The following is a 23,376-nucleotide window of genomic DNA, read 5'->3' on the forward strand; positions in this document are numbered from 1 at the left end:
CTGCTCGGCGGCGAAGGCGCCGTCGGCGACTCCGATCAACACGTCCTCGGTGTGCTCGGCGATGGCCCGCGCCAGGGCGTGCAGGACGGCTGCCTCGCTGCCGAAGTACCGGGTGGCGCCGCGCACCCCGATCATGGCCAGCCCCGGGCGCCCGACCTCCACTCCCAGCGCCACCGATTCGATCGCGGCCAGGACGGGCTCGAAGGCGCGGGCCTCGGCCGCCAGGTTGCGGGGCAGGATCACCAGCCCGGGACAGCGTGCCTGGGCCTCGCGCCGGCGCAGGCCGCGCTTGATGCCGTGCCGGCGGGCGGCGTGCGAGCAGGCGACGACCCGGTTGGCGGTGAACACCGCGACCGGTTCGGTATCGCTCAGGCCGGCTCCGGTCCGGGCGACGGTGACCGGCCAGTCCGGGCACCAGACGGCGGCCATCCGGGGCGGGCCCGGAAGAGCTGCCCGGCCAGCATGCTCAGCCACCAGCGCCCTCACAGCCACAACTCGGCGTTGCGGGGCCGGGCCGCGCGTCCCCGGCCGGTTGCCGCCACCCGAAGCTGGCGCTGCCGCAGCCGGCCGTAGCCCCGGTCGATCCCGGTCCAGCGGCCGTGGGTGGCTGACAGCTCGATCTCGACGGCAGGCCAGGACGCGGCCTGCGGGCCGAACAGCACCAGGATGCCGCCCTTGCTGCGGGCCCGTGCGGTTAGCCGGCGGGCGTCGCCATCGGTTACCCCGCTGGGCCGGGCGACCACCACGTCCACGGCGTCGAGCAGGGCGCCGACCGCGGTGGTCCACGACGCCCCGGTCCAGCCGCCCTCCGCGTCTCTGCTCGCTCCTGCGTCGCTGCGATCCTCCCGCCCACTGCTATTCGGTCCGGTCCTCGCTCCCGCGTCGCTGCGATCCTCCCTCATGACTGTCGGCGGGCTGATGATCGCCAGCCGCTCCAACGCGATGCCGGCCTCGACGGCGGCCTCGGCGCTGATCGCCGGCATGCCCACCATCGCCGTCCAGGCACCGGCTGCCGATGCCGGCCCGAGCAGGGCGAGCAGCAACGAGACCGAGGAGGTGATCGCGACGGTGCTTCCCCGGCGCAGCCCGTCCGGCAGCAACTGCCTCAGCCCGGGCGGCACCAGCAGCGGCGGCAGCGCCGGGGCGGTCAGGGTGGTGATGGCACCGACCTGCTGGGAGTTCAGCTCGGCTCGCAGCACGGGCCGCAGCGCCGGCCGGCGTAGCGGACCCGCTGGCAGCTGGCTGAACGGGTCGGGCTCGGCGACCGCGTAGGCGCCGTCACTGTCGTCGAACCGGTCGGCCGCCAAGTCGTGCTCAGCGTCATGATCAGCGTCGTGATAGGTCTCGTACCCGGTGTCCTGATCCGGGGCGAACTCCGGTTCCGGAAGATGCTGGAAACCGGCGGCAGTCACCTCCTGATTTTCGAACAATTGTTCGAATATGTCAAGGTGGATCTTGCAGTCACCCGCGGCACAATGAGCTGTGATCAGGTGCCCGTGCGGTTCCGGCGAACCCTACGAGTCGTGCTGCGCCAGATACCACCGGGGCGAGGCGGAGCCGCCGACCGCACTCACCCTGATGCGCGCCAGGTACACCGCCTTCGCCCGTGGTGACGAGCGGTTCCTCGCCGCCACCTGGCACCCCTCGACCCGGCCGAGCGGTCCGCTGATCGATCCCTCGCTCAGCTGGACGGCCCTGCACGTCACCGGTCAGGCCGGTGGCGGGTTGCTCGAAGACACCGGAACGGTGGCCTTCACCGCACGCTACCTGCGGGCCGGTGTGCCCGGCAGGCTGACCGAGAACAGCCGGTTCGTGCGCCAGGACGGGCGCTGGAGCTACCTCGGCCCAGCCTGAGCTCGGCCCAGCTTGAGCTCGGCCCAGCTTGAGCTCGGCCCCAGCTTGAGCTCGGCCCAGCCTGAGCTCGGACCCACCGGGTACGGACCCAGCGGCACGACCCGAACGGGGCTGCTCAGCCGGCGCTGAGCACCGTCTCGGTGTCCGGATCCTCGTCCGAGTCATCGTCGGGATCCTCGGGATCGTCGGGGGCCCGGTCGGGCAGGCCGGCCGCGACCCGGTCCGGATGGCGGAACACGAACCGCTTGTAGGCCCAGAACCGGAAGATCGTGCCCAGGCCGATGGTGAACAGGTTCACCACGTTCATCACCAGCACGTCGTGCTTGTAATGCAGCGGGTAGGAGAAGATCCCGATGATCACCAGCGCGCCCGCCAGGGCGATCAGGTTGATCAGGAAGAAGTAGCCGGCCTCGCGGGCCAGCTTGCTGCGGGCCCGGTGCGAGAACGAGAGGTTGCGGTTGCCGACGTAGGTGACCCCGGTGGCGACCGTCGTCGAGATCGACTTCGCCACGATCTGGCCGTGATCGAAGAAGAAGTTGAACAGCGCCAGGTCGACGATGAACCCCACGGCTCCGACCACACCGAAAGCCGCGATTTCCTTGACCAGGATCCGCCAGGAGCCGCGGATGTGGTCGATGAGTGAGGGTGAGGAAGGCATTACTGCCGAGTGTACGGCGGGTCAGCTCCCTGCCAGGCCGGGTCAGCTCCAGCCGGATAGCTGGTGCCAGGCGCCTCAGCAGCTCAGCCGGACCCGGCCGTGCACCACCTGGTCCAGCAGGTTCGACCCGCCCCGCCAGGCTGCCGGTTCGAAGTCGGGCAGCACGGTACTCAGCACGAACTGGCTCGACAGCTCGTGCCACAGCTGGGCCCGGTGCAGCATCGCGTGGCCCTCGCCGTTGACCGACACCAGGCTCACGGCGGCGCCGGCGGCCTCCAGCCGGCCGGCGAAGGCCTCGGTGCCGGCAGGTGAGGTCATCCGGTCCGCGCTGCCGTGCATCAGCAACACCCGCCGGCCGGCGAGTTGGTCGACCGGCTCGCGGGCTGGCAGCCACGGCGCCAGCGCCGCGATGCCGCGGACCTGGGGGTGGCCACCCACCCGTAGCGCGGTCCGGCCGCCCATCGAGTGCCCGATCAGGCCGATCGGCAGGCCGGGAAACCGTTCGGTCAGCTGCCGCAACGCCCAGTCCGCGTCGCCGACCGGGGCAGGGCTGCCCAGGGTGGCGTTCCAGCCACGGCTGGCGTACCGCAGCCGGGCGACCGCCACCCGACCGCCACCGCGGCGGGCGATCCGGCGGGCGAACGGCGCCATCCGCAGCACCGCCAGCTGGCGCGCCCGCACCGGGTCGGTGCTCAGCTCCCGGCCGCCGTGCAACACCAGGACGACGGCCTCAGCCCGTCGATGACCGGGCTCCACGCTCAGGTTGGGTTCGGGCGTGATCACGGTTGCCACCGTACCCAGCGCCCCGAAGAGCTATCCGCGCGGATGGGCATCGGGTCCGGCAAGGATGGCGGCCTGCAGCGCGCGCAGTGCTTCCTGGCGTGCACCGCTCAGGCACCCCGGAGGAGAACTACGAGACGGCCTGGGACAACCGGTTCCGCGTCGAGACCTCAACGCCATCGGGCGCCGCGGCCTCGGCCTGGACTGACACCCGCCGTCGACGAGCCGCGTCCGCACCCTCGGCCCGGCGACAGGGGCGAGGCACTAGATTCCACGACTGTGGACAGCCGAACCGGACTGCCGGTCGTGGGCATGGTGGGCGCGGGCCAGCTCGCCAGGATGACCCACCAGGCCGCTATCGCCCTGGGCCAGTCGGTGCGGCTGCTGGCCGACTCCGCCGACGACGGCGCGGCGATGGTGGCCAGTGACGTCCAGGTCGGGAACTACCGGTCACTGGCGGACCTGCGTCGGTTCGCAGCCGGTTGTGACGTGCTGACCTTCGACCACGAGCACGTGCCTGGCGAGCACCTGCGGGCGCTGGCCGACGACGGGGTGCTCGTGCTGCCCTCGGCGCAGGCCTTGCGGTTCGCCCAGAACAAGGCCGAGATGCGCCGCCGGCTCGCTGGTCTGGGGGTTGCCGCCCCGGCCTGGCGGGACCTGTCGGTCGAGGCCGATCCGCGGGCGGCGCTGGCGGACTTCGCCCGGACGGCCGGCTGGCCGGTGGTGCTCAAGGCGATCTCCGGCGGCTATGACGGCAAGGGGGTCTGGGTCGTCGACTCGATCGATGACGCCGATCCGCTGCTGGCGTCCGGCACGCCACTGCTGGCGGAGGCCAAGGTCGACCTCGACTTCGAGATCGCGGCGGTGGTGGCCCGCTCGCCGTTGGGCCAGGGCGCGGCCTGGACTCCGGTGGAGACCGTCCAGCAGGACGGGATCTGTACCGAGGTGATCGCCCCGGCGCCGCGGCTGAGCGCCGGGCAGGCCGCGCTCGCCCAGCGGCTCGCGCTGCGGATCGCCGCCGAACTCGACGTCGTCGGGGTGCTGGCGGTGGAGCTGTTCGTCGAGCGCGGCGGCGCCCTGCTGGTCAACGAGCTGGCGATGCGGCCGCACAACTCCGGCCACTGGACGATCGAGGGATCGCGCACGTCCCAGTTCGAGCAGCACCTGCGAGCGGTGCTGGACTACCCGCTGGGGGTCACCGCGCAGACCGCGCCGGTGGTCGTGATGGCCAACGTGCTCGGCGGCCCGGACGACACCGAACCGGCGCTGGACGAGCGGGTGCACCACCTGATGGCCAGGTGGCCCGACGTCAAGATCCACCTGTACGGCAAGGGGTTCCGGCCCGGTCGCAAGGTCGGCCACGTGACCGCGCTCGGCGGTGACCTGGCGCGGGTGCGCGGCCGGGCCCGGGCGGCGGCGGACTACCTGTCCCTGGGACGGCGAGCGAAGGTGGATGCCCATGACTGACCAGCCCCAGCCCCAGCCCGAGCCCGACGTCGCGGCCGACCGGTCACCCCAGGTCGGGGTGATCATGGGCAGCGACTCGGATTTCTCGGTGCTGGCCGCGGCCGGTGAGGCGCTCACCGAGTTCGGCGTGCCGTTCGAGGTGCGGGTGGTCTCGGCCCACCGGACGCCCGAGGCGATGCTCGACTATGCGCGTTCGGCAGCCGGGCGCGGCCTGCGGGTGATCATCGCGGGGGCCGGCGGCGCCGCCCACCTGCCCGGCATGGTCGCCTCGCTGACGCCGCTGCCGGTGATCGGCGTGCCGGTGCCGCTGAAGTACCTGGACGGCATGGACTCGCTGCTGTCGATAGTCCAGATGCCGGCCGGCGTGCCGGTGGCCACCGTGTCGATCGGGGGCGCCCGGAACGCCGGGCTGCTCGCGGTCCGGATCCTGGGGGCCTCCGACGAGCGGTTGCGAGGCCGGATCGAGGCGTTCCAGGCCGATCTTGCCGAGACAGCGCTCCGCAAGGACCGGGCGCTGGCCGAGCAGGTCCGTACGCTCGGTTGGTGAGCAACGGACGGGCATCGACGGCGGTCCGGCGCCGCGGGTGGTTCGGGGCAGGCCGCCGGCCGGCCCGGCGGTGGTGGGCCACCCGGCGCGCCAGGCAGGTCGGTGCCGCGGCGCTCGCCGTCCTGCTGGCGATCACGGTGCTGGCGGTGCTCAACCGGGAGCCGGCGCTGCGGGTGTCCTCGCATTCGATAGCCGGCACGCCCGAGCCGGACGGCCGCCGGGTGCTGCTGGATGCCTCGCTCTACCTGCCCGAGCACACCCCGGCCCCGGCGATCCTGCTGGCGCACGGCTTCGGCGGCTCGAAGGCCGGCCTGGACGGCCAGGCACGCACCCTGGCCCGCGCCGGCTACGTGGTGCTGGCCTACAGCGCACGGGGTTTCGGTGCCTCCGGTGGCCTGATCCACCTGGACTCGACCCGGTACGAGGTGGCTGACGGATACCGGATGCTGGACTTCCTGCAGGCCCGCCCGGAGGTGCGGCGAGCCGGTGACCGGCCGGTGATCGGGGTGGCGGGTTCGTCCTACGGCGGCGCGCTGGCCCTGATGCTCGGGGCGACCGACCACCGGATCGGGGCGGTGGCGGCCGACATCACCTGGAACGACCTGGCCGGGTCGCTGTTCCCCAATGCCCTCAGCGGCATTGGCCAGCAGATCGGGGTCTTCAAGAAGCTGTGGGCCGGCTATCTGTTCGCCAGCGGCTTCAGCGCGGCACCGGCTGCCAACGCCGACGGCGGCGCGACCCCGGGCGGCGGTGCGAGCCCCGGCGGCGGCGGCACTCCGGGCGGCGGTGCCACTCCGGGCGGCGGTGCCACTCCGGGCGGCGGCGCGGCTCCGGGCGGCTCCGAGGCGGGCTCCAGCAGTTGCGGCAGGTTCGCCGCCGACATCTGTACCAGTTACCAGCAGGCGGTCGGCGGCGCGCCGAACCTGCAGCTGGCCACCCTGCTGGCCGAATCGAGCCCCTCCAGCGTGCTGAGCGGGATGCGGGCCCCGACCTTGCTCACCCAGGGCGAGCAGGACTCGCTGTTCCCGCTCAGTGAGGCCGATGCCAACGCCCGGCAGATCGCGGCCGCCGGTGCGCAAGTACAGGTCCGCTGGCGAGCCGGCGGCCACGACGCCCCGGGCGCGGACGACGATGTCACTAGCATCCAAAGGCGATTCTTCGACCAGCAGCTGCGCGGCAAGGCTCAAAGCGGCAAGGGTGAAAGCGGCAAGGGTGAAAGCGGCAAGGCTGACACCGGCAAGGGTGAAAGCGGCAAGGCCGACACCGGCTTCCTGATCGCCCAGCCCGGCGCGGGGATCTCGGCCACCAGTGGCCGCACCATCGACACCACCCAGCGAGCCGCCGGGTACCCGGGGCTACCCGGCCAGGCCAGCTTCAGCAGGCTGCCGGTCGTGCTGCACGGCGACCCGCAGCGGATCAGCGCGCCGGCCGGTGGCTCCCCGGCAGCCGTGTCCACCATCCCGGGGCTCGGCGATCTGGTCGGCGGCGCGGCCGGACTGGGCCTGGGCGGCGCGGCAGGACTGTCCCGGTTGCCCGGCCAGAGTGCGCTGTTCAGCTCCGATCCACTGCCCGAGCCGGTCCGGGTGATCGGCTCGTCCGAGGTCAGGCTCACGGTGACGGGCGGCAAGACCGGCCTCAGCACCCTGTTCGTGTCGCTGCACGACCTGGGCCCGGACGGTTCGGACACCCTGCCGGCCCGGCTGGTGTCACCGATCCGGCTGACCGGGGAACCGGGGCAGGCGCGACAGGTGGTGGCGCGGTTGCCCTGGATCGTGGCCGAGGTGCCGGCTGGGCACCGGCTGGCGGTCGAGGTCAGCACCACCGACTTCGGCTACCAGTTGCCCCCCGCGCCGGACACGTACACGATCGCGCTCGGCGAGAGCCTGGCCCCGGGCAGCGCCACGTTGAGTGTGGCGTCGCTGCCGGTCACCGAGGTCCGCACCGGCGGCGCCCGCAACTGGCTGATCGGGGCGGCGCTGGTGCTGCTGCTGTGCTTCGCCTACGGCTGGTGGCGGTTGCGGTCCCGGCGCCCCAGCAGCGCCGACCCGGCGCTCGTCCAGGTGCCGATCGTGGTCGAGAACCTGGCGAAGGTCTACGCCGACGGCTACCGCGCGGTGGACGGGGTGAGTTTCCGGGTCGAGCGCGGTCAGGTGCTGGGGTTGCTAGGACCGAACGGTGCCGGCAAGACCACCACGCTGCGGGTGCTGATGGGGCTGATCCTGCCGACCTCGGGTTCGATCCGGGTGTTCGGCCACGAGGTGGTGCCGGGCGCGCAGGTGCTGTCCAGGCTGGGGGCTTTCGTCGAGGGGCCGGGTTTCCTGCCGCACCTGAGCGGCCGGGAGAACCTGCGGCTGTTCTGGGCCGCGTCCGGCCGGCCGGTGGAGCAGGCGCAGTTCGAGACGGTGCTCGAGATCGCCGGCCTGGGCGAGTCGCTGGAGCGCCGGGTGAAGACCTACAGCCACGGCATGCAGCAGCGCCTGGCCATCGCCCAGGCGATGCTGGGCCTGCCCGACGTGCTGGTGCTGGACGAGCCGACCAACGGTCTGGATCCGCCGCAGATCGCCGAGATGCGAGTGGTGCTGGGTCGCTACGCCGCCACCGGGCGGACGGTCATCGTGTCCTCGCACCTGCTGGCCGAGGTCGAGCAGACCTGCAGCCATGTGGTGGTGATGCACCGCGGCCGGCTGGTGGCGGCCGGGTCGGTTGCCGAGGTGGCCGGTTCCGGTTCCAGCCAGCTGGCCGTCGATGACGTCGACCGGGCCCGCGAGGTGCTGGCGGCGGCCGGTGTCCCGTCCCGGGCGGTGCCGGCGCGGCGGGCCCTGGAAGACGTGTTCCTGGACCTGATCGGAGAGCGCGTTGACTAGCGACGCAGGCGTACCAGGAGCCGGCAGCGGCGCATCAGCCGGCACCGGCGCATCAGAGGGCAGCGGCGCATCAGCCGGCACCGGCGCAGACCAGGCATCGGCTGCCGTGCCGGCGACCCGGCGGGGCGTCCATTCGCGCTTGGCGGAACTGCCCACCGTGCCAGCCGAACCAGGACTGCCAGCCGGACCAGGAATGCCAGCCGGACCAGGCATGCCAGCCGGCGAAGCCGGGCTGTCCGAGCAGTCCCGCCCCCGGACGGAGCCCGCCTTTGACAGCGGGCGGACCATGCCGTTGCGTGTCGAGTTCGCCCGCCAGCTCACCCGCCGGCGCACCCAGCTGGTCGGACTGCTGCTGCTGGCGTTGCCGATCATCATGGCGCTGGCGTTCAAGATCGGCGGGTCCGGCAGCTCCAACCGGAACCGGCCGGCCCTGGTCGACCTCGCGACCGCGGGGGCCGGCAACTTCGCCCTGTTCACCGAGTTCGCCTCGGTGGGCTTCCTGCTGGTGGTGATCGTGGCGATGTTCTGCGGCGACACCGTCGCCAGCGAAGCCAGCTGGTCCTCGCTGCGGTACCTGCTGGCGATGCCGATCCCGCGCGCCCGGCTGCTGCGCCAGAAGTTGCTGGTGGCATTGACGTTCTCCTTCGGCGTCAACCTGCTGCTGCCGGCCTGGGCGTACCTGGTGGGCGGGGTGTTCTTCGGCTGGGACCCGGCCAGGTCGCCGTTCGGAGGCAGCTTCTCCTACACCGAAACCCTGCAACGGATGCTGATCGTCGCGCTGTACGCCTCGGGCCAGGCGTTGGTGGTCGCGGCGCTGGCCTTCCTGCTGACCGTGCTCACCGACGCGCCGCTGGCGGCGGTCGGCGGCGCCACCTTCCTGGTGGTGATCTCCAACATCCTGGACTCGATCACCGCGCTTGATCCCTACCGGGTGGTGCTGCCCACCCACTTCCAGTACTCGTGGCTGGACGCCCTCACCCCGGTGATCAACTGGGACGACATGATCCGCGGCAGCGCGCTGGTGGTGATCTACAGCGCCGTGTTCTTCACCCTGGCCTGGACCCGCTTTGCCCGCAAGGACATCACCAGCTGAGCGGCCTTGGTCAACCCGGCGTGCCGTGTCATTCGGCTGCGGCTGAACCCCGTCCATAGACGGACCGGCGGCCGGCGGCTGGTCTTCCACGTGTTAAGCCCGGACGTTACGGCGGGGCCGCTGCTCGGCGTCGACCCAGACCGGTGGCACGAACCACGGCACGCCGTCGAGCATGGTGATGGTCCAGCCGCCGGTGTCGATGCGGTCGTGGTGAAAATCGCACAGCAAGCAGAGATTGTCGAGATCGGTGGCGCCGCCGTGCCGCCAGGCTTTGATGTGGTGTTTCTCGGTCCACTCCGGTGGGTCGGCACAGCCAGGAAAGGCGCAGCCCTGGTCGCGGACGATCAAGGCCAGGGTCTGTTTGTCGGTGGCGGTGCGTCGGGTGGTGCCGTAGTTGAGGATTCCGCCGGTGCTGCTGTGCACGATCCAGCCGATGGCTGCCTGGTCAGCCATCCGCAGGGCTCGGTCGACGCTGAGTTTCTGCCCGTAGCTTGTATGCGCCAGGCCGGTACCGGTCTCGAACTGGTCGGCAGTCATGGTGATCAGCACGGTCGTCGGAATTCCAGCGCTGGTGGGCAGTTCGCCGGCGCGCAGGGCCAGCTTCAGCACCGAGCGGAAGGCGTCGTGCAGCCGCTGCCCGGCGCTGCGCTCATCCCGATCACCTGCGGTGGACGGTTTCGGAGCGGCCAGGGCGTGCAGCACGGTCATCGCCAGCGCGGCGGTCTCAGGATCGAGGTCGGCGGTCAGCCGGTGCATCCCGTCGCCGGTGGGTACGCAGGTCAGGAACCGGTGGCGCTGCTGACTCTGCTCGTCGGCGAGCCGCCCGTCCGGGTCCAGGGTGTCGATCAGCTGCCGGGCAATGCCGGTCAGGATGCTCGGGTTGAAGCTCTGCGCCTGTTCGACCAGGAACGCCTCCGCCTCGACCTGGTCCGGCACCGGCAGTTGCGCGGCGCGCAGCCGGGTCATTGTCTGGATGATGACCTCGGCGTGCTTGGCGGTGATGGCTCCATCCGCGCGGGCGGCGGCGGTGGCCGGCAGCAGGGGTGGCAGCCTGTCTCCAGTCAGGGTGCTGCGAGATCCCAGCTCGCGGGCCTGCCTCACCCGGGCTGAGCTTTCGACCGGGGACAGGTTCAACAGTCCGGACAGCAACTGGGCGGGTCCGCGCAGCACCAACCGGCCGGGCAGGTTCCGGGCTTCGAGTTCCGCGATCAGTGTTGCGTCCAGAGCCTCCAACTGCCGCCGGGCCCGCTCCGTAACCCGGACCACCTCCAACAGCTCCTCATCAGCCAAGGTCGACAGCGAGCAGCCGGCAAGCTGGCCAACGGCGGCGGGCAACTGAGAAGCGGCGAGCACCGCCGCACCCGTACCCACCGCTATCGTCATACATCAGACACTACGACAAGGGTCTGACAGTAATGAGGGAAAGCGGGTCCCTGGCGGTCGTGACTCTGGGTCTGACTGACGCCCTGCTGGGCTGTCTTCAATTTGAGACGTCCGGCTGTCAGGGATTCACCGCACGACGGCGCCAGCCGGGCGGACATCACTTCATAAGAGCCTGACTAGAGCCTCATTACTGCTGTCTACTCACCCGGCAGCTGACTCGGGCCGGGACGCTCTGAGGGAAGCGGCTTGCGTCCAATTTAGTACCGGAGACGGCGCTCAACGCAGCCCTAGTCGACGATTATGCAGGCTTTCTGGAAGCACGCAGCCAATACCTCCACGTCCACGTGCAGGCATTTGACTGGACCGATCGATGGGGTAGGACCAATAGAAGACGACTTCGACGACTCCGACTCCGACGCCACGGAGTGACCTTTTGACGCGACATAGTAGATGCTTCAAATGCTTACAGCGTCTCGGGACCAACGGGTTCAAGAACCCCCGAGACAAGGTGAGTGACATCGTCAATTTGAACTTGGCGGTGGCGGATTCATCGTACCCAATCTCTCAGAACCCGCTGGCGTTTCGGGCTGCGCGATCTCCTCTACTGAGGGGAAGTTGTCCGGTTTCCACAGTACGGATAAACCGACGCACGAGCTCAACTTTCTCAAAGTAAGCGCGGAGCTGGGAGTTCTCAGTGCGTCCGAACGATTCTGGCCGGTCGAGCAGTCGCCGGTATACGTCATAGAACTCTGACTCGCCATGGCGGAAGGTCCTATAGTTTCTCTCCACGCCAAATGCCCGAGAAAGCGCGAGAGAAGCGCGGCGTGAGCGCCCACTATAGTTACCAACCATTTCGACCATGGGTCGTCGGATATACCTTGCGCTAAGAAAGGTACCGCCACAGTGGCAACTGTGATCCATACGACCGAGTAGTTATGGAAAGCCTTGTACTTGGCCGCTTGGGTCTTCCAAAAGCGAGGGTGCCCTCCAACCGCTCCCAGTGCTGGCTCAGGCGGGTGCGCGCCTGCGGACTGAAAGCAGGAGAATCGGCGAAAGACGGCCCACCGGGATGCAGCTTGACCGGCCTCACAAGCTTTAGCCCCACAGGGACGAAACTGCCGATCGAGGCAACCACGTAGGCTAAGAGGGCTGCGGCCCAGGATGAACTGGCCCTCCTGCGGAGTGGGAGCAGTTGATGAACCATCAGAGCGGTCGTACCGCCTGACAAGCCAACCACGCTAGACGTACACCCGCGAGGGGGTGCCCTAAGCACTAGCCAGGTTGCCGAGGTCGGTAGCGCCGCGGATTTGATTACCATCGGTCATCGGACGTCGCTACCGCTGTTGCATCCGCCAGGTCGAATGAAGACGAGCGCCGAAGGAAGACCCGCCAGCCATCGTAGGAAGAATGATCCACGTTCGAAAGTCGTCCAGCTCACCGAGGGGCGGCTCGAAAAGGATCTACTCAGCGGCTCTCGGGCTCGGCGAACCAGACGGGGACGCCGGCAGTGAACAGGACGCGTATGTTCCCTCTAGAGGTGGGGATGGTGACGAAGTTGCCGCCCTGACGGACGGCGCTGCTGATGTCGTCACCGAGCTTCTTAATGGTGGTGGCATCGCCCTGGACGGTGAATCCAACGGTTCCGTAGTGGAGCGTGATCGCACTCATTGACCCTCCCTCAAGCGGTGACAGGTTCCCAGTGGACGGTAGCTGAGAAGCCGATCAGCCGCCGTTGCCTGACAGGCCCTGGCACCCGCCTCCGGCGAGGAAACGTGGAGCGCCCTACCATCCGCGCCGTCAGAGCTACGGCCGGCCCAGTGCCCGGTAGGTCCAGCCGGCGGCTCGCCACTGCACCGGGTCGAGCACGTTGCGGCCGTCGACGACGTTGCGCTGCGCGACCCGGGCGCCGATCGCTTCGGGATCCATCGCGCGGAAGATCGACCACTCGGTCAGCAGCATGATCAGGTCCGCCTGCTCGACCGCCTCCTCCAGCGAGGCGGCGTAGGCCAGTTCCGGGTGCAGCCGCTGCGCGCTGGCGTTGGCCTCCGGGTCGAACACCAGCACGCTGGCGCCCCGCCGGCCGACCGCGGCCGCCACGTCCAGGGCGGGCGAGTCCCGGACGTCGTCGGAGTTCGGCTTGAACGCCGCGCCCAGGATCGCGACCCGGGTGCCGCGATACGAACCGTCCAGCAGGTCCAGGCCGAGCTCGACGGTCCGGGCCCGGCGGCGCTGGTTGATCTCGTCGACGTCGCGCAGGAACGACACCGCCTGGTCCACCCCCAGCTCACCGGCCCGGGCGATGAAGCCCCGGATGTCCTTGGGCAGGCAGCCGCCGCCGAAGCCGAGGCCCGCGTTGAGGAAGCGCCGACCGATCCGGACGTCGTGGCCGATCGCGTCGGCGAGCTGGGTGACGTCGGCACCGGTGGCCTCGCACACCTCGGCCATGGCGTTGATGAAGCTGATCTTGGTGGCCAGGAACGAGTTGGCGGCGACCTTGACCAGCTCGGCGGTGGCGAAGTCGGTCACGATCACCGGCGTGCCGGCCTCGATGACCGGCGCGAACGCCGAGCGCAGCGTCTGCTCGGCCCAGTCGCTGCGCACCCCGAAGACCAGCCGGTCCGGTCGCAGGGTGTCCTCGACGGCGAAACCCTCGCGCAGGAACTCGGGATTCCAGGCCAGCTCCACCTCCGGGTGCGGCGCCAGCTCGGCCAGCACCCCGGCCAGCTGCGCCGCGGTGCCGGCCGGCACCGTGGACTTGCCGACCACCAGCACCCGCCGGTCCAGGTGTGGCGCCAGCGAGCGGAACGCGGCCCACAGGTAGCTGAGATCCGCGGCGTACTGCCCCTCCTTCTGCGGGGTGCCGACGCAGACGAAGTGGACGTCGGCGAACTCGGCCACCTCGGCGTAGTCGGTGGTGAACCGCAACCGCCCGGAGTCGATGTGCTTGGCGAGCAGTTCGGGCAGCCCGGGCTCGAAGAACGGGATCCTGCCCGCCTGCAGCGTCTGGATCCTGGCCAGGTCGACGTCCAGGCCGATGACCTCGTAGCCGAGTTCGACCATGCACACCGCATGGGTGGCGCCGAGGTAGCCGGTGCCGATCACCGAGAGGCGTGGACGCTCGGCCATGGCTGCCTCCTGGACACTCACTGCCCGGCATGCGGCCGGGCCCGGATCCCGAGGCTATCGCCTCGGTGAGCCAGCACCGCTTTCGCTCGCCGGACAGCCCCCGATTGCCCTATCCAGCCGCGTCCGGAAGCTCATCCAGCCGCGCGCCGAACCGCATCCAAGCACCCACGGAACCTCATCCAGCACCCACGGAACCTCATCCAGCACCCCCCGGAACCTCATCCAGCACCCCACCGAACCTCGGACGGGCGAGCGGCAGTGATGATGCGCGCAGACCGTTGCGAACCCGCTACTGATGGGTAACGCTTATCGCCATGGCGCTCAACCCGAACTTCGACAGCTACCGGCTCACCGACGAGCACACCATGTTGCGTGAGGCGGTGCGCTCGCTGGCCGAGGACAAGATCGCGCCACGGGCCGCCGAGATCGACCGGACCGCGCAGTTCCCGCACGATGTGCTGGCCGCCCTGGTGCGATCCGGTTTCCACGCCGTCCACATTCCCGAGGAGTACGGCGGCGCGGGCGCGGACTCCCTGGCCACCGTGATCGTGATCGAGGAAGTCGCCCGGGTCTGCGCCTCGTCCTCGCTGATCCCGGCGGTGAACAAGCTCGGCACCATGCCGCTGCTGCTGTCGGCGACGGAGGACCTGAAGAAGCAGGTGTTGCCGCCGGTCGCCTCCGGCGAGGCGATGTTCTCCTACGCGCTGTCCGAGCGGGAGGCCGGCTCCGACGCCGCCGCGATGCGCACCCGGGCGGTGCTGGACGGCGACCACTGGGTGCTCAACGGCACCAAGTGCTGGATCAGCAATGCGGGCGTGTCCACCTACTACACCGTGATGGCGGTGACCGATCCGTCCCAGGGCGCTCGCGGCATCTCGGCGTTCGTGGTGCACAAGGACGACCCCGGCTTCTCGGTCGGCATGCACGAGCGCAAGCTGGGCATCAAGGGCTCGCCGACGTGTGAGATCCACTTCGAGAACTGCGCCATCCCGGCGGACCGGATCATCGGCGAGCCCGGTACCGGGTTCAAGACCGCGCTGGCCACCCTGGATCACACCCGGCTGACCATCGGCGCCCAGGCGCTGGGGATCGCCCAGGGCGCGATCGACGCCTCGATCGCCTACATGAAGGAGCGCCGGCAGTTCGGCAAGCCGATCGCCGACTTCCAGGGGCTGCAGTTCATGCTGGCCGACATGGTCATGCAGACCGAGGCGGCCCGGCAGCTGATCTACGCGGCCGCGGCGAAGGCCGAACGCGGCGAGCCGGGGCTGACCTGGTACTCGGCCTCGGCCAAGGCCTTCGCCTCCGACGTGGCGATGAAGGTCACCACCGACGCGGTGCAGATCTTCGGCGGCTACGGCTACACCGAGGACTTCCCGGTGGAGCGGATGATGCGCGACGCCAAGATCACCCAGATCTATGAGGGAACCAACCAGATCAACCGCATGGTCATCGCCCGCCAGATCCTGAAGTAGTCCGTAGTCCGTAGTCCGTAGCCAAGTAGTCCGTAGCCCGTCAGAGCCCGTCCGTGGTCGACGTGGCCCGCGCAAGACGCAGTGTGCGTTCGGCGAGCTCGTCGATGCCGATGCCGTCGAAGTCACGCACCGCGCTGCGGACCCGCAGGTGTGTTGTGCCGACGAGCTCGGCGGGGACGGCGCTGTCCGCGTGCAAGGCCCCGAAGACGCTCCCCACGGTCGCACCGTTGGAGTCGGTGTCACGACCGCCGGAGATGGTGATCCCGACGGCGTCGAGGAAGTCGGCGCCCCACAGCAGCCCGATGGCGATCAGGGCGGCGTTGTTGACGGTGTGCACCCAGGGATAGAAGCCCAGGGCCTCATCGACCCAGTCGAGCGCGGCGGTGGCACTCGCGCCGTCGCGGTGCATTGCCAGAACGGCGTCGAGCGCGTGCGCGAGGCGCGAGCGAGGCGGCAGGACCGCGTGCGCGAGGGTGAGCGCTTCGCGGGCGCTCGACACCGCGAGTGCCGACGCGACGAGCGCGGCCGCCCACATCTCGCCGTACTTGCCGTTCGCGGTGTGGCTCAGGCGGGCGTCCACGAGCGCCATGCCCGCGGCTTCGCCCGGATCGCCTGGAGACACGTACCCGTAGGCGTCGCCGCGGATGAGCGCGCCGATCCATTCGCGATAGGGATTGTCGTGCGTCGCGGTCGCGGGCGGGCTGAGCCGGTGGATCAGGTTGCGGTACGCCGCCCGCTCGGCGGTGTAGGTCTGCGTGAACGGCACGCGGTCCAGCCAGACGGCCGCCATCTGCTCGGTGGTGAACTCGCGGCCGTGCACCTCGAGGACGTGCAGGGCGAGGATCGTCCAGTCGAGGTCGTCGTCGCGTGGGACGTCGACGAACCGGCCGGCACAGGCGATCGGCGCGCAGGGATGCAGTGCGGGCACTCCCGCGGGCAGCGGGTCGAGCAGCGGGAGGTAGCCCCGTAGCGGCCACTGTCCCGCGGCTCGCAGGTAGGTCTCCACCTGCGAGCGCGTCAGGCCCTCGATGGGCTTTCCCAAGGTGTTCCCGACCGCCCTGCCGCGCCAGGCACCGCGCAATCGGCCGGGCAACTCCTCTACCGCGACGGCGACGGACCGGGCGCTGCCCGCGATCTCCAGCAGAGCTCGGTCATCCTCGGGCTCCTCGTAGCCCCAGTCCGCCGCGCGCCGCAGCTCCCCCAGGCGCGCGGACACCGCTGCCAAGCGGCGCAAGTCCTTCGCGGCCGCCGCGTCGCGCGCGTCGGATTCGAGGGCGCCCACGGGATACCCGCTGTGCGCGAGCTGCTCCGCCTCGTCGGGGATCAGGTCGCAGGGATCGAGTACGTCGTGCACTGTCGGTCCTGACGTCGGCGGGGCGGTGCGTTGGTCAGCCCTTCACGGCACCGGAGATGAACCCTTGCGTCACATGCTTCTGGAGAGCGACGTACAGCACCATGACGGGCAGGATCGTGATCAGCGTCCCCGCCGCGAGTGGCCCGATGTCGACCGAACGCCCGCCGAGGAAGAGGTAGAGCCCTGTCGTGAGCGGGCGGTACTGCGCGGTCGGCAGGTAGAGGAGGGGGACGAGGAAGTTGTTCCAGTTCTGCAGGAACGTGAAGACCGTGAGGGCGCCGACGCCGGGCAGGACGAGCGGCAGCATCACCCGCAGGAAGATCTGCAGCTCCGAAGCTCCGTCGATACGCGCCGATTGGTCGAGCTCATTCGGCAGGTCGAGGAAGAAGGCGCGCATGAAGAACGTGCCGAACGCCAGCTCGGTGCTGGCAAGCACGAGATTCACCCCGAGCAGGGTGTCCAGCAGGTGCATCGAGCGCAGCTGGAAGTACAGCGGGATCATGTAGGTGAAGAACGGAACCAGCAGCCCGAGAATCACGAGGTAGAAGGCGATGCCCCGGCCGGGGAAGGGCAGCCGGGCGAACGCGTAGCCGCCCATCGTCGAGAGCACGATCACCAGGGCCGTGCTCGGCACCGTGAGCAGGATCGAGTTCAGGACGTACTTGCCGAACTCTCCGACCGTCCAGGCCGTGACGAGATTCTCGGTGGAGAAGGACGAGAACAGCCCGAACGGGTTGACCTTGACGTCCTCGCTGGTCTTGAAGGCAGTGGAGACCGTCAGGACGAGCGGGAAGAGCACCAGCAGCGAGATCGCGACGAGCAGCACATGCCTGCCCACGAGCCGCGAGCTGCGGGCTGTGAGTCCGGGTCTCATGCGCCCATCCCCTGCAGGGAAAGCTTGCGCTGCAGCCGGTTCATCACGATCGCGACCGGCACAGCCATCACGGTGATGAGCAGCGCGAGGGTGGTCCCGTAGCTGATCCGGTTCAGCTGGAACGCGCTCTTGTAGGCGTAGGTGCCGAGCACGTCCGTGGCGCCCGCCGGGCCGCCGCCGGTCATGACGAAGATGATGTCGAAGACCTTGAAACCGCCGATCAGCGTGAGGGTCGCGACCATGAGAAACACCGGCATGATCTGCGGCAGGATCACGTAGCGCAGCCGCTGCCCGGAGTTCGCCCCGTCGAGGCGCGCCGCGTCGACCAGGTCGGCGTTCACGTTGCGGAGGGCGGCGAGGATGATCACGAAGACGAATCCCATGGCAGCCCAGATCGCCGTGCCGAGGACGGCGTAGAGAGCGGTCGAGGGGTTGCCGAGCCAGCCGGTCGTCACCGAGCCGAGCCCGACCGCCTCCAGCGCGCGGTTGAGCCATCCGCGCGAGGGTTCGTAGATCCAGCTCCACACGACGCCGATGGCCACGGGTGGCAGGACGTACGGGAGGAAGAACGCCATCCGGTACCACACGCTGCCACGCTCGAGAGGCCACACCAGCAGGGCGAGCCCGAGCCCCAGGACGAGCGGGGAGATGGTCCCGACGGCGATCCAGATCACGTTGTTCTTGAGGGCCGCCCACACGTCCGGGTCCCCTACGAGCTCCTTGAAGTTCGAGAGACCGACCCAGGGCGGGCTGGGATCGAGACCGTCGAAATCGACGAACACGTAGTACACCGCGTTCATCATCGGGAACAGCAGGAAGACGACCACCATCAGCAGCAACGGCGTCACGAGGGCGATCCCCAGCCGTGCCTGGGCCCTGCGGGTGGCTGGCGGCGCCCCGGATCGGATCCCGGGCTGCCGCCACCGCCGGCGTGGCGTACCAGGCAGCGGAGCGACGGCCGGCTCGCCGGTAGGGGCCTGCATAGTCATGTCGAGATCTCCGCGTCGGCCGAGGCTACTTCTTCGCCGCCTTCTCCATCGCGGCCGCCGCTGCCTCCGGCGTGCGCTGACCGGTCATCACGCCCTGCATCCCGTCGTACATCGCCTTGTTGACGGCGTCGCTCACCATCACGTCGATGTTGTGGCCGAAGTCGCCGCCTTCGGAGAACTTCGCGGTGTCCTGCAACACCTGGGCGAACAACTTGGAGACCTTCAGCCCCTCGGTCTTGATCGGCTGCGCGGGAATCGTGTGGAGGTTCTCGACCGTCCACCGGCCGTGATCCTCCGAGGCGAGGAAGTTGAGGAACTGGAGCGCCGCGTCCTTCTTCTTGGTCGTCGCCGAGACGAACGGGCCGGAACCCAGACCGCCGGTGAAGATGCCCGGGCCGCCGGGCGCGGGGAAGGGGATGTAGCCGCTCTCGAACTTCGCGTTGTCGTCGATCTCACCGACCAGCCAGCTGCCGGTCGGAATCATCGCCGCCTTGCCGGAGAAGTACAGCGACGTCGACGTGTCGTAGTCGACGGAAGTCGGCGACTTCGGTAGCAGGCCCTTGTCGTTGAAGTCCTTCCACAGCCCGAACGCCGACACGACCTCGGGCGAGCTCCACGACTTCTCGCCGCGGAACATCGACTCCACACCCTCGGACCCGATGTCACTGGACAGCGCCATGCTCAGCAGGTGGCCGCCCTCCCAGCCCTCCTTGTCGCCGACTGCCAGGGGAACCATGCCGCTCGCGCGCACCTTGTCGGCCGCCGCGCGCAGATCGTCCAGGCTCTTCGGCTCCTGGATACCGAGCTTGGTGAAGACTGCCTTGTTGTAGAACAGCCCGATGGTCTCCATCTCGCCAGGGATGCCGTACACCTTGCCGTTCACGGTCACCCGCTCCTTGGCGAAGTCGTAGATCTTCCACCCGTACTTCTTGTAGGCGTCGCTGATGTCGGCGACGAGCCCGGCTTCGATCAGCGCGCCGCCGAAGCTGGGACCCGACCCCCAGTTGAAGACGTCGGGCCCTTGGCCCGAGCGCAGCTGCGTCTGCAGCACGGTCCGCATCGTGTCGAAGGGCAGGGTGGTCGTCTCGACCTTGATGCCGGATTGCTTCTCGAAGGTTGCGACGTGCTCCTTCAACGCCTTGAGTGCGGCCGCGTCCTCAGGCTCCTCGATCAGCCAGCGGATCGACGTCGCCTTGCCGGCCGGCGCGTCCGACTTGCCCTGGGTCGGCTTAATGGTCTGGCCGGTGCAGGCCGTGAGGAGCACACACGCGGCCGCGGCCGCGATCCTGGACGGTGACAGACGCACGGCCGGTCCCTTCGCTCGCGGAGCGCACGTGCTGGCCACGTGACGCGATCACTTTTCACCGCGAAATCATTAGTGTCAAGAGATGGGACCCAGGCGCGACGGGAACTGACTCTGGATCGCCACAACGGCCGCGCCCCTTGCCCACTCGGTGAAGTCCATCCGGTCGATGATGGGCTCGAGCGCGGCGCTGTCCCCGGCGGCGCTGTCTCCGGCGGCGTGGTCTCCGGCGGCGCTGTTCCCGGCAGCCCTGTCCCCGGCGGGGCTGACCCCGGCGGCGCTGTCCCCGGCGGCGTGATCCAGGCGGCCCTCGCGCAAGGCGTCTGGTGCCGCGTCCGCCAGGCCGACGCCCTCGCCGGAGACGATGATCCGCTCGACGCCGGTGAAGGCGGTGATCGCCGCGACGGTACGCCCGAGCGCATGGGCCGCCTCCCGCACGACGCGCAGCGCCGCGGGGTCGCCGTCGCGGGCCAGCGCGAGCACCTGGGCGTAGGTCAGTCGCCGGCGGTGCGCCTGCGCGACGTAGGCCGTCATGGCCTCGGATGTGACGTAGGCGGTCAGGCAGCCGCGGTGACCTCGGGCGCACACCGGCCCGTAGGGATCCACCGGCAGGTGACTCACCGGGCTGGCGTGCGTCGGCACCACCTGGTGGTCGATGACCAGGCCGTAGCCGACTCCGGCGCCGACCGTCAGCAGCGCGAAGTCGGCATGCGTGCGGCCGTACCCGAACCACTGCTGAGCCATCGTGAGGCCGACCACGTCGTTCGCCAGGTACAGCGGGGCCGGTACTTCGCGCGCGAGGAGCGTGCGGAAGGGCACGTCGCGCCAGTGGAGGTAGGGCGAGTCGGCCACCATCTCGCCGTTGTCGACCCTGCCGCCGACGGTCACGCCTACGGCGTCGACGGGGCGACCGGCGCGCGCGGACAGGCGCGCTACTACTCCGGCGACGGCCCCGACGACCTCGGGCACCTCCAGCGACGGCTCCGCGACGGTCTCGACCGCGAGGATCTGGGCGCGCAGGTCGGTGACCACCGCGTAGATCGAGTCGGTCGTCAGCTTGACCCCGATGAAGCGGTAGTCGTCGGCGACCACGTCGAGCGGGAGCGAGGACCTTCCCCTGCCGGGCGTGCGGACGGCACCGCTCTCGACCAGCACCCCGGTGTCGAGCAGTGGCCGGACGATGCGCGTCAGGGTGGCGGGGGAGAGCCTCATCTTCTTGGCCAGCTGGCTGCGCGACTGGGCTCCGCTGACGAGTACGTCGACAGCGACGGTCCGAGCGGCCGGGTGCAACTCCACGTGGGTCTCCTTCCGTCCCGCTCACCGGAGTCGACCGGCTACGGGCTCGATCGCGCCGTGGACCTGTGCCATGCTGTGCCGTATTAATTTTGCTCTGAAACCTACTCAGCAATGAGGACAGCGTCATGACCGTGCCCGCGACGACCCGCGACGAGTCGGTCCTGGTGCTGACCGGAGGTTCGACGTCGGTCGCGGTCGACGTCGCGGGCGGCGTCCCGCGGGTCCTTCACTGGGGGCCGCGCCTGGAGCGCACTCCGTCGGACATCGAGTTCCTGGCGGGTCTGACCGAGGACCAGCACGCGGCCGACGCGCTCACCGGGAGCCGGCGGCTGCCCGCCGTCCTGCCGGAGCAGTCGGCGGGCTGGATGGGGACACCCGGCCTCGACGGGCACCGGAACGGCACGAGGTTCACGACACGTTTCCTCAGCAGCGGGCACGAGCTCGCGGGGGAGCCCGACCGCGGACAGGTCCTGACGGCGCGGGCCGTGGACTCCGACGCCGGGCTGGCGCTGACGACGGCGATCGAGCTGTCCGGCAACGGCGTGCTGCGCCTGCGCGCGTCGGTCACCAACACCGCCGCGCCGGGGGCGTACACCGTGAACGGCCTGCGGGTGGTGCTGCCCTTGCCGTCCGAAGCCCGCGAGATCCTCGACTTCACCGGGCGCCACCTGCGCGAGCGCACACCCCAGCGGCTCGCGATGCGGGTGGGCACGCACCTGCGCGAGGGACGACGGGGCCGCACCGGTTCCGACGCCGCCTTCGTCGTCGCCGCGGGCTCGTCCGGCTTCGGCTTCGGCCACGGTGAGGTGTGGGCTGTCCACACGGCCTGGAGCGGCAACCACGCAACGTTCGCAGAGCTGGGGCTCAGCGGCGTCGCGGTGCTCGGCGGCGGCGAGCTCCTGCTGCCCGGTGAGGTGATCCTCGCCCCGGGTGAGACCTACACGTCGCCATGGCTCTACGGCGCGTACGGCACTGGCCTGGACGGCGTGGCCGCTGCGTTCCACACCGAGCTGCGCTCGCGCGCGACACACCCCGCGTCACCGCGCCTCGTCGTGCTGAACACGTGGGAGGCCGTCTACTTCGACCACAACCTCGAGGCGCTGGTGCAGCTTGCCGAGCTCGGTGCGCAGGTAGGCGCCGAACGCTTCGTCCTCGACGACGGGTGGTTCCTCGGGCGGCGCGACGACAACGCCGGGCTGGGTGACTGGCGCGTCGACCCCGAGGTCTGGCCCGACGGACTGTCGCCGCTGGTGCGGGCGGTGCGGGGCTTCGGGATGGAGTTCGGGCTGTGGTTCGAACCGGAAATGGTGAACGAGGACTCCGACGTCGCGCGCGAGCATCCGGAGTGGATCCTGGCGCCGGGGGAGCGGTTGCCGCTCGCGGGTCGCAATCAGCAGGTCCTCAACCTCACTGTGCCGGAAGCTTTCTCCTACGTCCTGGAAGCGATGAGCGCGCTGATCCAGGAGTACTCCATCGACTATGTGAAGTGGGATCACAACCGCGACCTCGCCGAGGCGGGCGACCGCAGGACGGGCGAACCCCGGGTGCACGCGCAGACGCTGGCGGTCTACGCCCTGATGGACGAGCTTCGCTCTCGGCATCCGGGGCTCGAGATCGAGTCCTGCTCGTCGGGCGGGGGCCGCGTGGACCTCGAGGTGCTGCAGCGGACGGACCGGGTCTGGGCCAGTGACTGCATAGATGCCCTCGAACGTCAGCGCATCCAACGCTGGACGGGGCAACTGCTCCCGCCCGAGCTCATCGGCAGCCACGTCGGCGCCCCCACCGCGCACACCACGCGCCGGACGCACTCGCTGGCCTTCCGTGCCGCAACGGCGCTGTTCGGGCACTTCGGGATCGAGTGGGACCTGCGCGGCGCGTCCGCCGACGAGCTCGAAGAGCTGACCGCGTGGGTGTCGCTCTACAAGCAGGAGCGCGAGCTCATCCACACCGGCACGGTCGTGAGGTGCGACCACCCCGACGAGGCGTACTGGGCGCACGGTGTCATCAGCCCTGACAGGTCCCGCGCGCTGTTCGCCTTCGTCGCGATGGACAGCGGTGTCTCGGCGCAGCCGGGCCGGATGCGCTTGCCGGGCCTGGACCCCCGTCGCCGATACCGGGTCGAGCCGATCGAGCTGTCGGCGGGTTCGATGGTGCGCTCGCGCAGCGGCTTCCCGTCGTGGTGGAACAGACCTCCCGTCGTGGCCGGGCGATTACTACAGGATGTAGGGCTGCAGGCGCCGATGCTGTACCCGGAGCAGGCGCTACTCTTCCGACTGGTCGAGGACGCCACCGACTCGAGTGGGCGGTGAGGGC

General features: G+C 69.8%; 18 protein-coding genes and 1 pseudogene. 7 read left to right on the forward strand and 12 right to left on the reverse strand.

The genetic code is table 11. The features are described 5' to 3' along the window. Together VF542_RS15065 and VF542_RS15070 are read right to left on the reverse strand one after the other, a co-directional pair. Positions 1-474, reverse strand: a pseudogene (locus tag VF542_RS15065) (DNA polymerase Y family protein); the annotation flags it as partial. A gap of 8 nt (positions 475-482) precedes the next feature. Beyond that, positions 483-1,412 carry a hypothetical protein gene (locus tag VF542_RS15070; RefSeq protein WP_408652518.1) on the reverse strand — a complete coding sequence of 310 codons (930 nt, stop codon included), beginning with the start codon at positions 1,410-1,412 and terminating at the stop codon, positions 483-485. 70 nt (positions 1,413-1,482) lie between these two features. Here VF542_RS15070 and VF542_RS15075 point away from each other — a divergent pair, with 70 nt between their 5' ends. Beyond that, entirely contained in the window at positions 1,483-1,854 is a 372-nt protein-coding gene (locus tag VF542_RS15075; protein WP_408652519.1) for a YchJ family protein, read from the forward strand. A 115-nt stretch (positions 1,855-1,969) separates the two neighbouring features. Here the strand turns inward: VF542_RS15075 and VF542_RS15080 are convergent, their stop codons facing one another. Next, complete coding sequence (locus VF542_RS15080) at positions 1,970-2,512, reverse strand: GtrA family protein (RefSeq protein ID WP_408652520.1); 543 nt, start codon at positions 2,510-2,512, stop codon at positions 1,970-1,972. Positions 2,513-2,587: 75 nt separating this feature from the next. Next, positions 2,588-3,295: a dienelactone hydrolase family protein gene (locus VF542_RS15085; protein ID WP_408652521.1), complete on the reverse strand. Its 708-nt coding sequence runs from the start codon at positions 3,293-3,295 to the stop codon at positions 2,588-2,590. 276 nt (positions 3,296-3,571) lie between these two features. Here VF542_RS15085 and VF542_RS15090 point away from each other — a divergent pair, with 276 nt between their 5' ends. The 4 genes from VF542_RS15090 to VF542_RS15105 all read left to right on the forward strand — a co-directional run bounded on the left by VF542_RS15090 (position 3,572) and on the right by VF542_RS15105 (position 9,263). Beyond that, on the forward strand, positions 3,572-4,759 hold the full coding sequence (locus VF542_RS15090; RefSeq protein WP_408652522.1) for a 5-(carboxyamino)imidazole ribonucleotide synthase: 1,188 nt from the start codon (positions 3,572-3,574) through the stop codon (positions 4,757-4,759). After that, on the forward strand, positions 4,752-5,306 hold the full coding sequence (purE, locus tag VF542_RS15095) for a 5-(carboxyamino)imidazole ribonucleotide mutase (RefSeq protein ID WP_408652523.1): 555 nt from the start codon (positions 4,752-4,754) through the stop codon (positions 5,304-5,306). Before VF542_RS15090 ends, purE begins: the two co-directional genes overlap by 8 nt. Next, positions 5,303-8,170 carry an alpha/beta fold hydrolase gene (locus tag VF542_RS15100; protein ID WP_408652524.1) on the forward strand — a complete coding sequence of 956 codons (2,868 nt, stop codon included), beginning with the start codon at positions 5,303-5,305 and terminating at the stop codon, positions 8,168-8,170. Before purE ends, VF542_RS15100 begins: the two co-directional genes overlap by 4 nt. A 211-nt stretch (positions 8,171-8,381) precedes the next feature. After that, positions 8,382-9,263 (forward strand): ABC transporter permease, encoded by an 882-nt coding sequence (locus VF542_RS15105; RefSeq protein ID WP_408652525.1) that lies wholly within the window; start codon positions 8,382-8,384, stop codon positions 9,261-9,263. A 93-nt stretch (positions 9,264-9,356) separates the two neighbouring features. On the opposite strand, the gene VF542_RS15110 is transcribed toward VF542_RS15105, so the two are convergent. The 3 genes from VF542_RS15110 to VF542_RS15120 form a co-directional block, all read right to left on the reverse strand. Continuing rightward, a complete protein-coding gene (locus tag VF542_RS15110; RefSeq protein ID WP_408652526.1) occupies positions 9,357-10,646 on the reverse strand; it encodes an HNH endonuclease signature motif containing protein in 1,290 nt (429 codons plus the stop codon). Between the two features lie 1,464 nt (positions 10,647-12,110). Further along, on the reverse strand, positions 12,111-12,314 hold the full coding sequence (locus VF542_RS15115; RefSeq protein WP_408652527.1) for a hypothetical protein: 204 nt from the start codon (positions 12,312-12,314) through the stop codon (positions 12,111-12,113). Positions 12,315-12,449: 135 nt separating this feature from the next. Next, the gene (locus VF542_RS15120; protein WP_408652528.1) at positions 12,450-13,772 is read right to left on the reverse strand and encodes a UDP-glucose dehydrogenase family protein; all 1,323 of its coding nucleotides are present in this window, start codon (positions 13,770-13,772) and stop codon (positions 12,450-12,452) included. A 314-nt stretch (positions 13,773-14,086) separates the two neighbouring features. On the opposite strand from VF542_RS15120, the gene VF542_RS15125 reads away from it, so the two are divergent. Continuing rightward, positions 14,087-15,247: an acyl-CoA dehydrogenase gene (locus tag VF542_RS15125; protein WP_408652529.1), complete on the forward strand. Its 1,161-nt coding sequence runs from the start codon at positions 14,087-14,089 to the stop codon at positions 15,245-15,247. A 40-nt stretch (positions 15,248-15,287) separates the two neighbouring features. Here the strand turns inward: VF542_RS15125 and VF542_RS15130 are convergent, their stop codons facing one another. The 5 genes from VF542_RS15130 to VF542_RS15150 form a co-directional block, all read right to left on the reverse strand. Continuing rightward, the gene (locus VF542_RS15130) at positions 15,288-16,601 is read right to left on the reverse strand and encodes an ADP-ribosylglycohydrolase family protein (protein WP_408652530.1); all 1,314 of its coding nucleotides are present in this window, start codon (positions 16,599-16,601) and stop codon (positions 15,288-15,290) included. A 34-nt stretch (positions 16,602-16,635) separates the two neighbouring features. Then, positions 16,636-17,475, reverse strand: coding sequence for a carbohydrate ABC transporter permease (locus VF542_RS15135; protein WP_408652531.1), 840 nt, complete (start codon positions 17,473-17,475; stop codon positions 16,636-16,638). Then, positions 17,472-18,464, reverse strand: a complete 993-nt coding sequence (locus tag VF542_RS15140; protein ID WP_408652532.1) for a carbohydrate ABC transporter permease — start codon at positions 18,462-18,464, stop codon at positions 17,472-17,474. Before VF542_RS15140 ends, VF542_RS15135 begins: the two co-directional genes overlap by 4 nt. A gap of 25 nt (positions 18,465-18,489) precedes the next feature. Next, complete coding sequence (locus tag VF542_RS15145) at positions 18,490-19,770, reverse strand: ABC transporter substrate-binding protein (RefSeq protein ID WP_408652533.1); 1,281 nt, start codon at positions 19,768-19,770, stop codon at positions 18,490-18,492. Positions 19,771-19,845: 75 nt separating this feature from the next. Then, complete coding sequence (locus VF542_RS15150) at positions 19,846-21,063, reverse strand: ROK family protein (protein ID WP_408652534.1); 1,218 nt, start codon at positions 21,061-21,063, stop codon at positions 19,846-19,848. A 125-nt stretch (positions 21,064-21,188) separates the two neighbouring features. On the opposite strand from VF542_RS15150, the gene VF542_RS15155 reads away from it, so the two are divergent. After that, positions 21,189-23,372, forward strand: a complete 2,184-nt coding sequence (locus VF542_RS15155) for an alpha-galactosidase (protein WP_408652535.1) — start codon at positions 21,189-21,191, stop codon at positions 23,370-23,372. Positions 23,373-23,376 lie beyond the last annotated feature (4 nt).

The organism is Jatrophihabitans sp. (assembly GCF_036389215.1).
Lineage (GTDB): Bacteria > Actinomycetota > Actinomycetes > Mycobacteriales > Jatrophihabitantaceae > Jatrophihabitans_A.

Coding starts and splice junctions, on each gene's coding strand:
- VF542_RS15080 (WP_408652520.1), bottom strand. CDS start 2,512: ATGCCTTCCTCACCCTCACTCATCGACCACATCCGCGGCTCCTGGCGG.
- VF542_RS15120 (WP_408652528.1), bottom strand. CDS start 13,772: ATGGCCGAGCGTCCACGCCTCTCGGTGATCGGCACCGGCTACCTCGGC.
- VF542_RS15110 (WP_408652526.1), bottom strand. CDS start 10,646: ATGACGATAGCGGTGGGTACGGGTGCGGCGGTGCTCGCCGCTTCTCAG.
- VF542_RS15115 (WP_408652527.1), bottom strand. CDS start 12,314: ATGAGTGCGATCACGCTCCACTACGGAACCGTTGGATTCACCGTCCAG.
- VF542_RS15125 (WP_408652529.1), top strand. CDS start 14,087: ATGGCGCTCAACCCGAACTTCGACAGCTACCGGCTCACCGACGAGCAC.
- VF542_RS15155 (WP_408652535.1), top strand. CDS start 21,189: ATGACCGTGCCCGCGACGACCCGCGACGAGTCGGTCCTGGTGCTGACC.
- purE (WP_408652523.1), top strand. CDS start 4,752: ATGACTGACCAGCCCCAGCCCCAGCCCGAGCCCGACGTCGCGGCCGAC.
- VF542_RS15135 (WP_408652531.1), bottom strand. CDS start 17,475: ATGAGACCCGGACTCACAGCCCGCAGCTCGCGGCTCGTGGGCAGGCAT.
- VF542_RS15140 (WP_408652532.1), bottom strand. CDS start 18,464: ATGACTATGCAGGCCCCTACCGGCGAGCCGGCCGTCGCTCCGCTGCCT.
- VF542_RS15105 (WP_408652525.1), top strand. CDS start 8,382: ATGCCAGCCGGCGAAGCCGGGCTGTCCGAGCAGTCCCGCCCCCGGACG.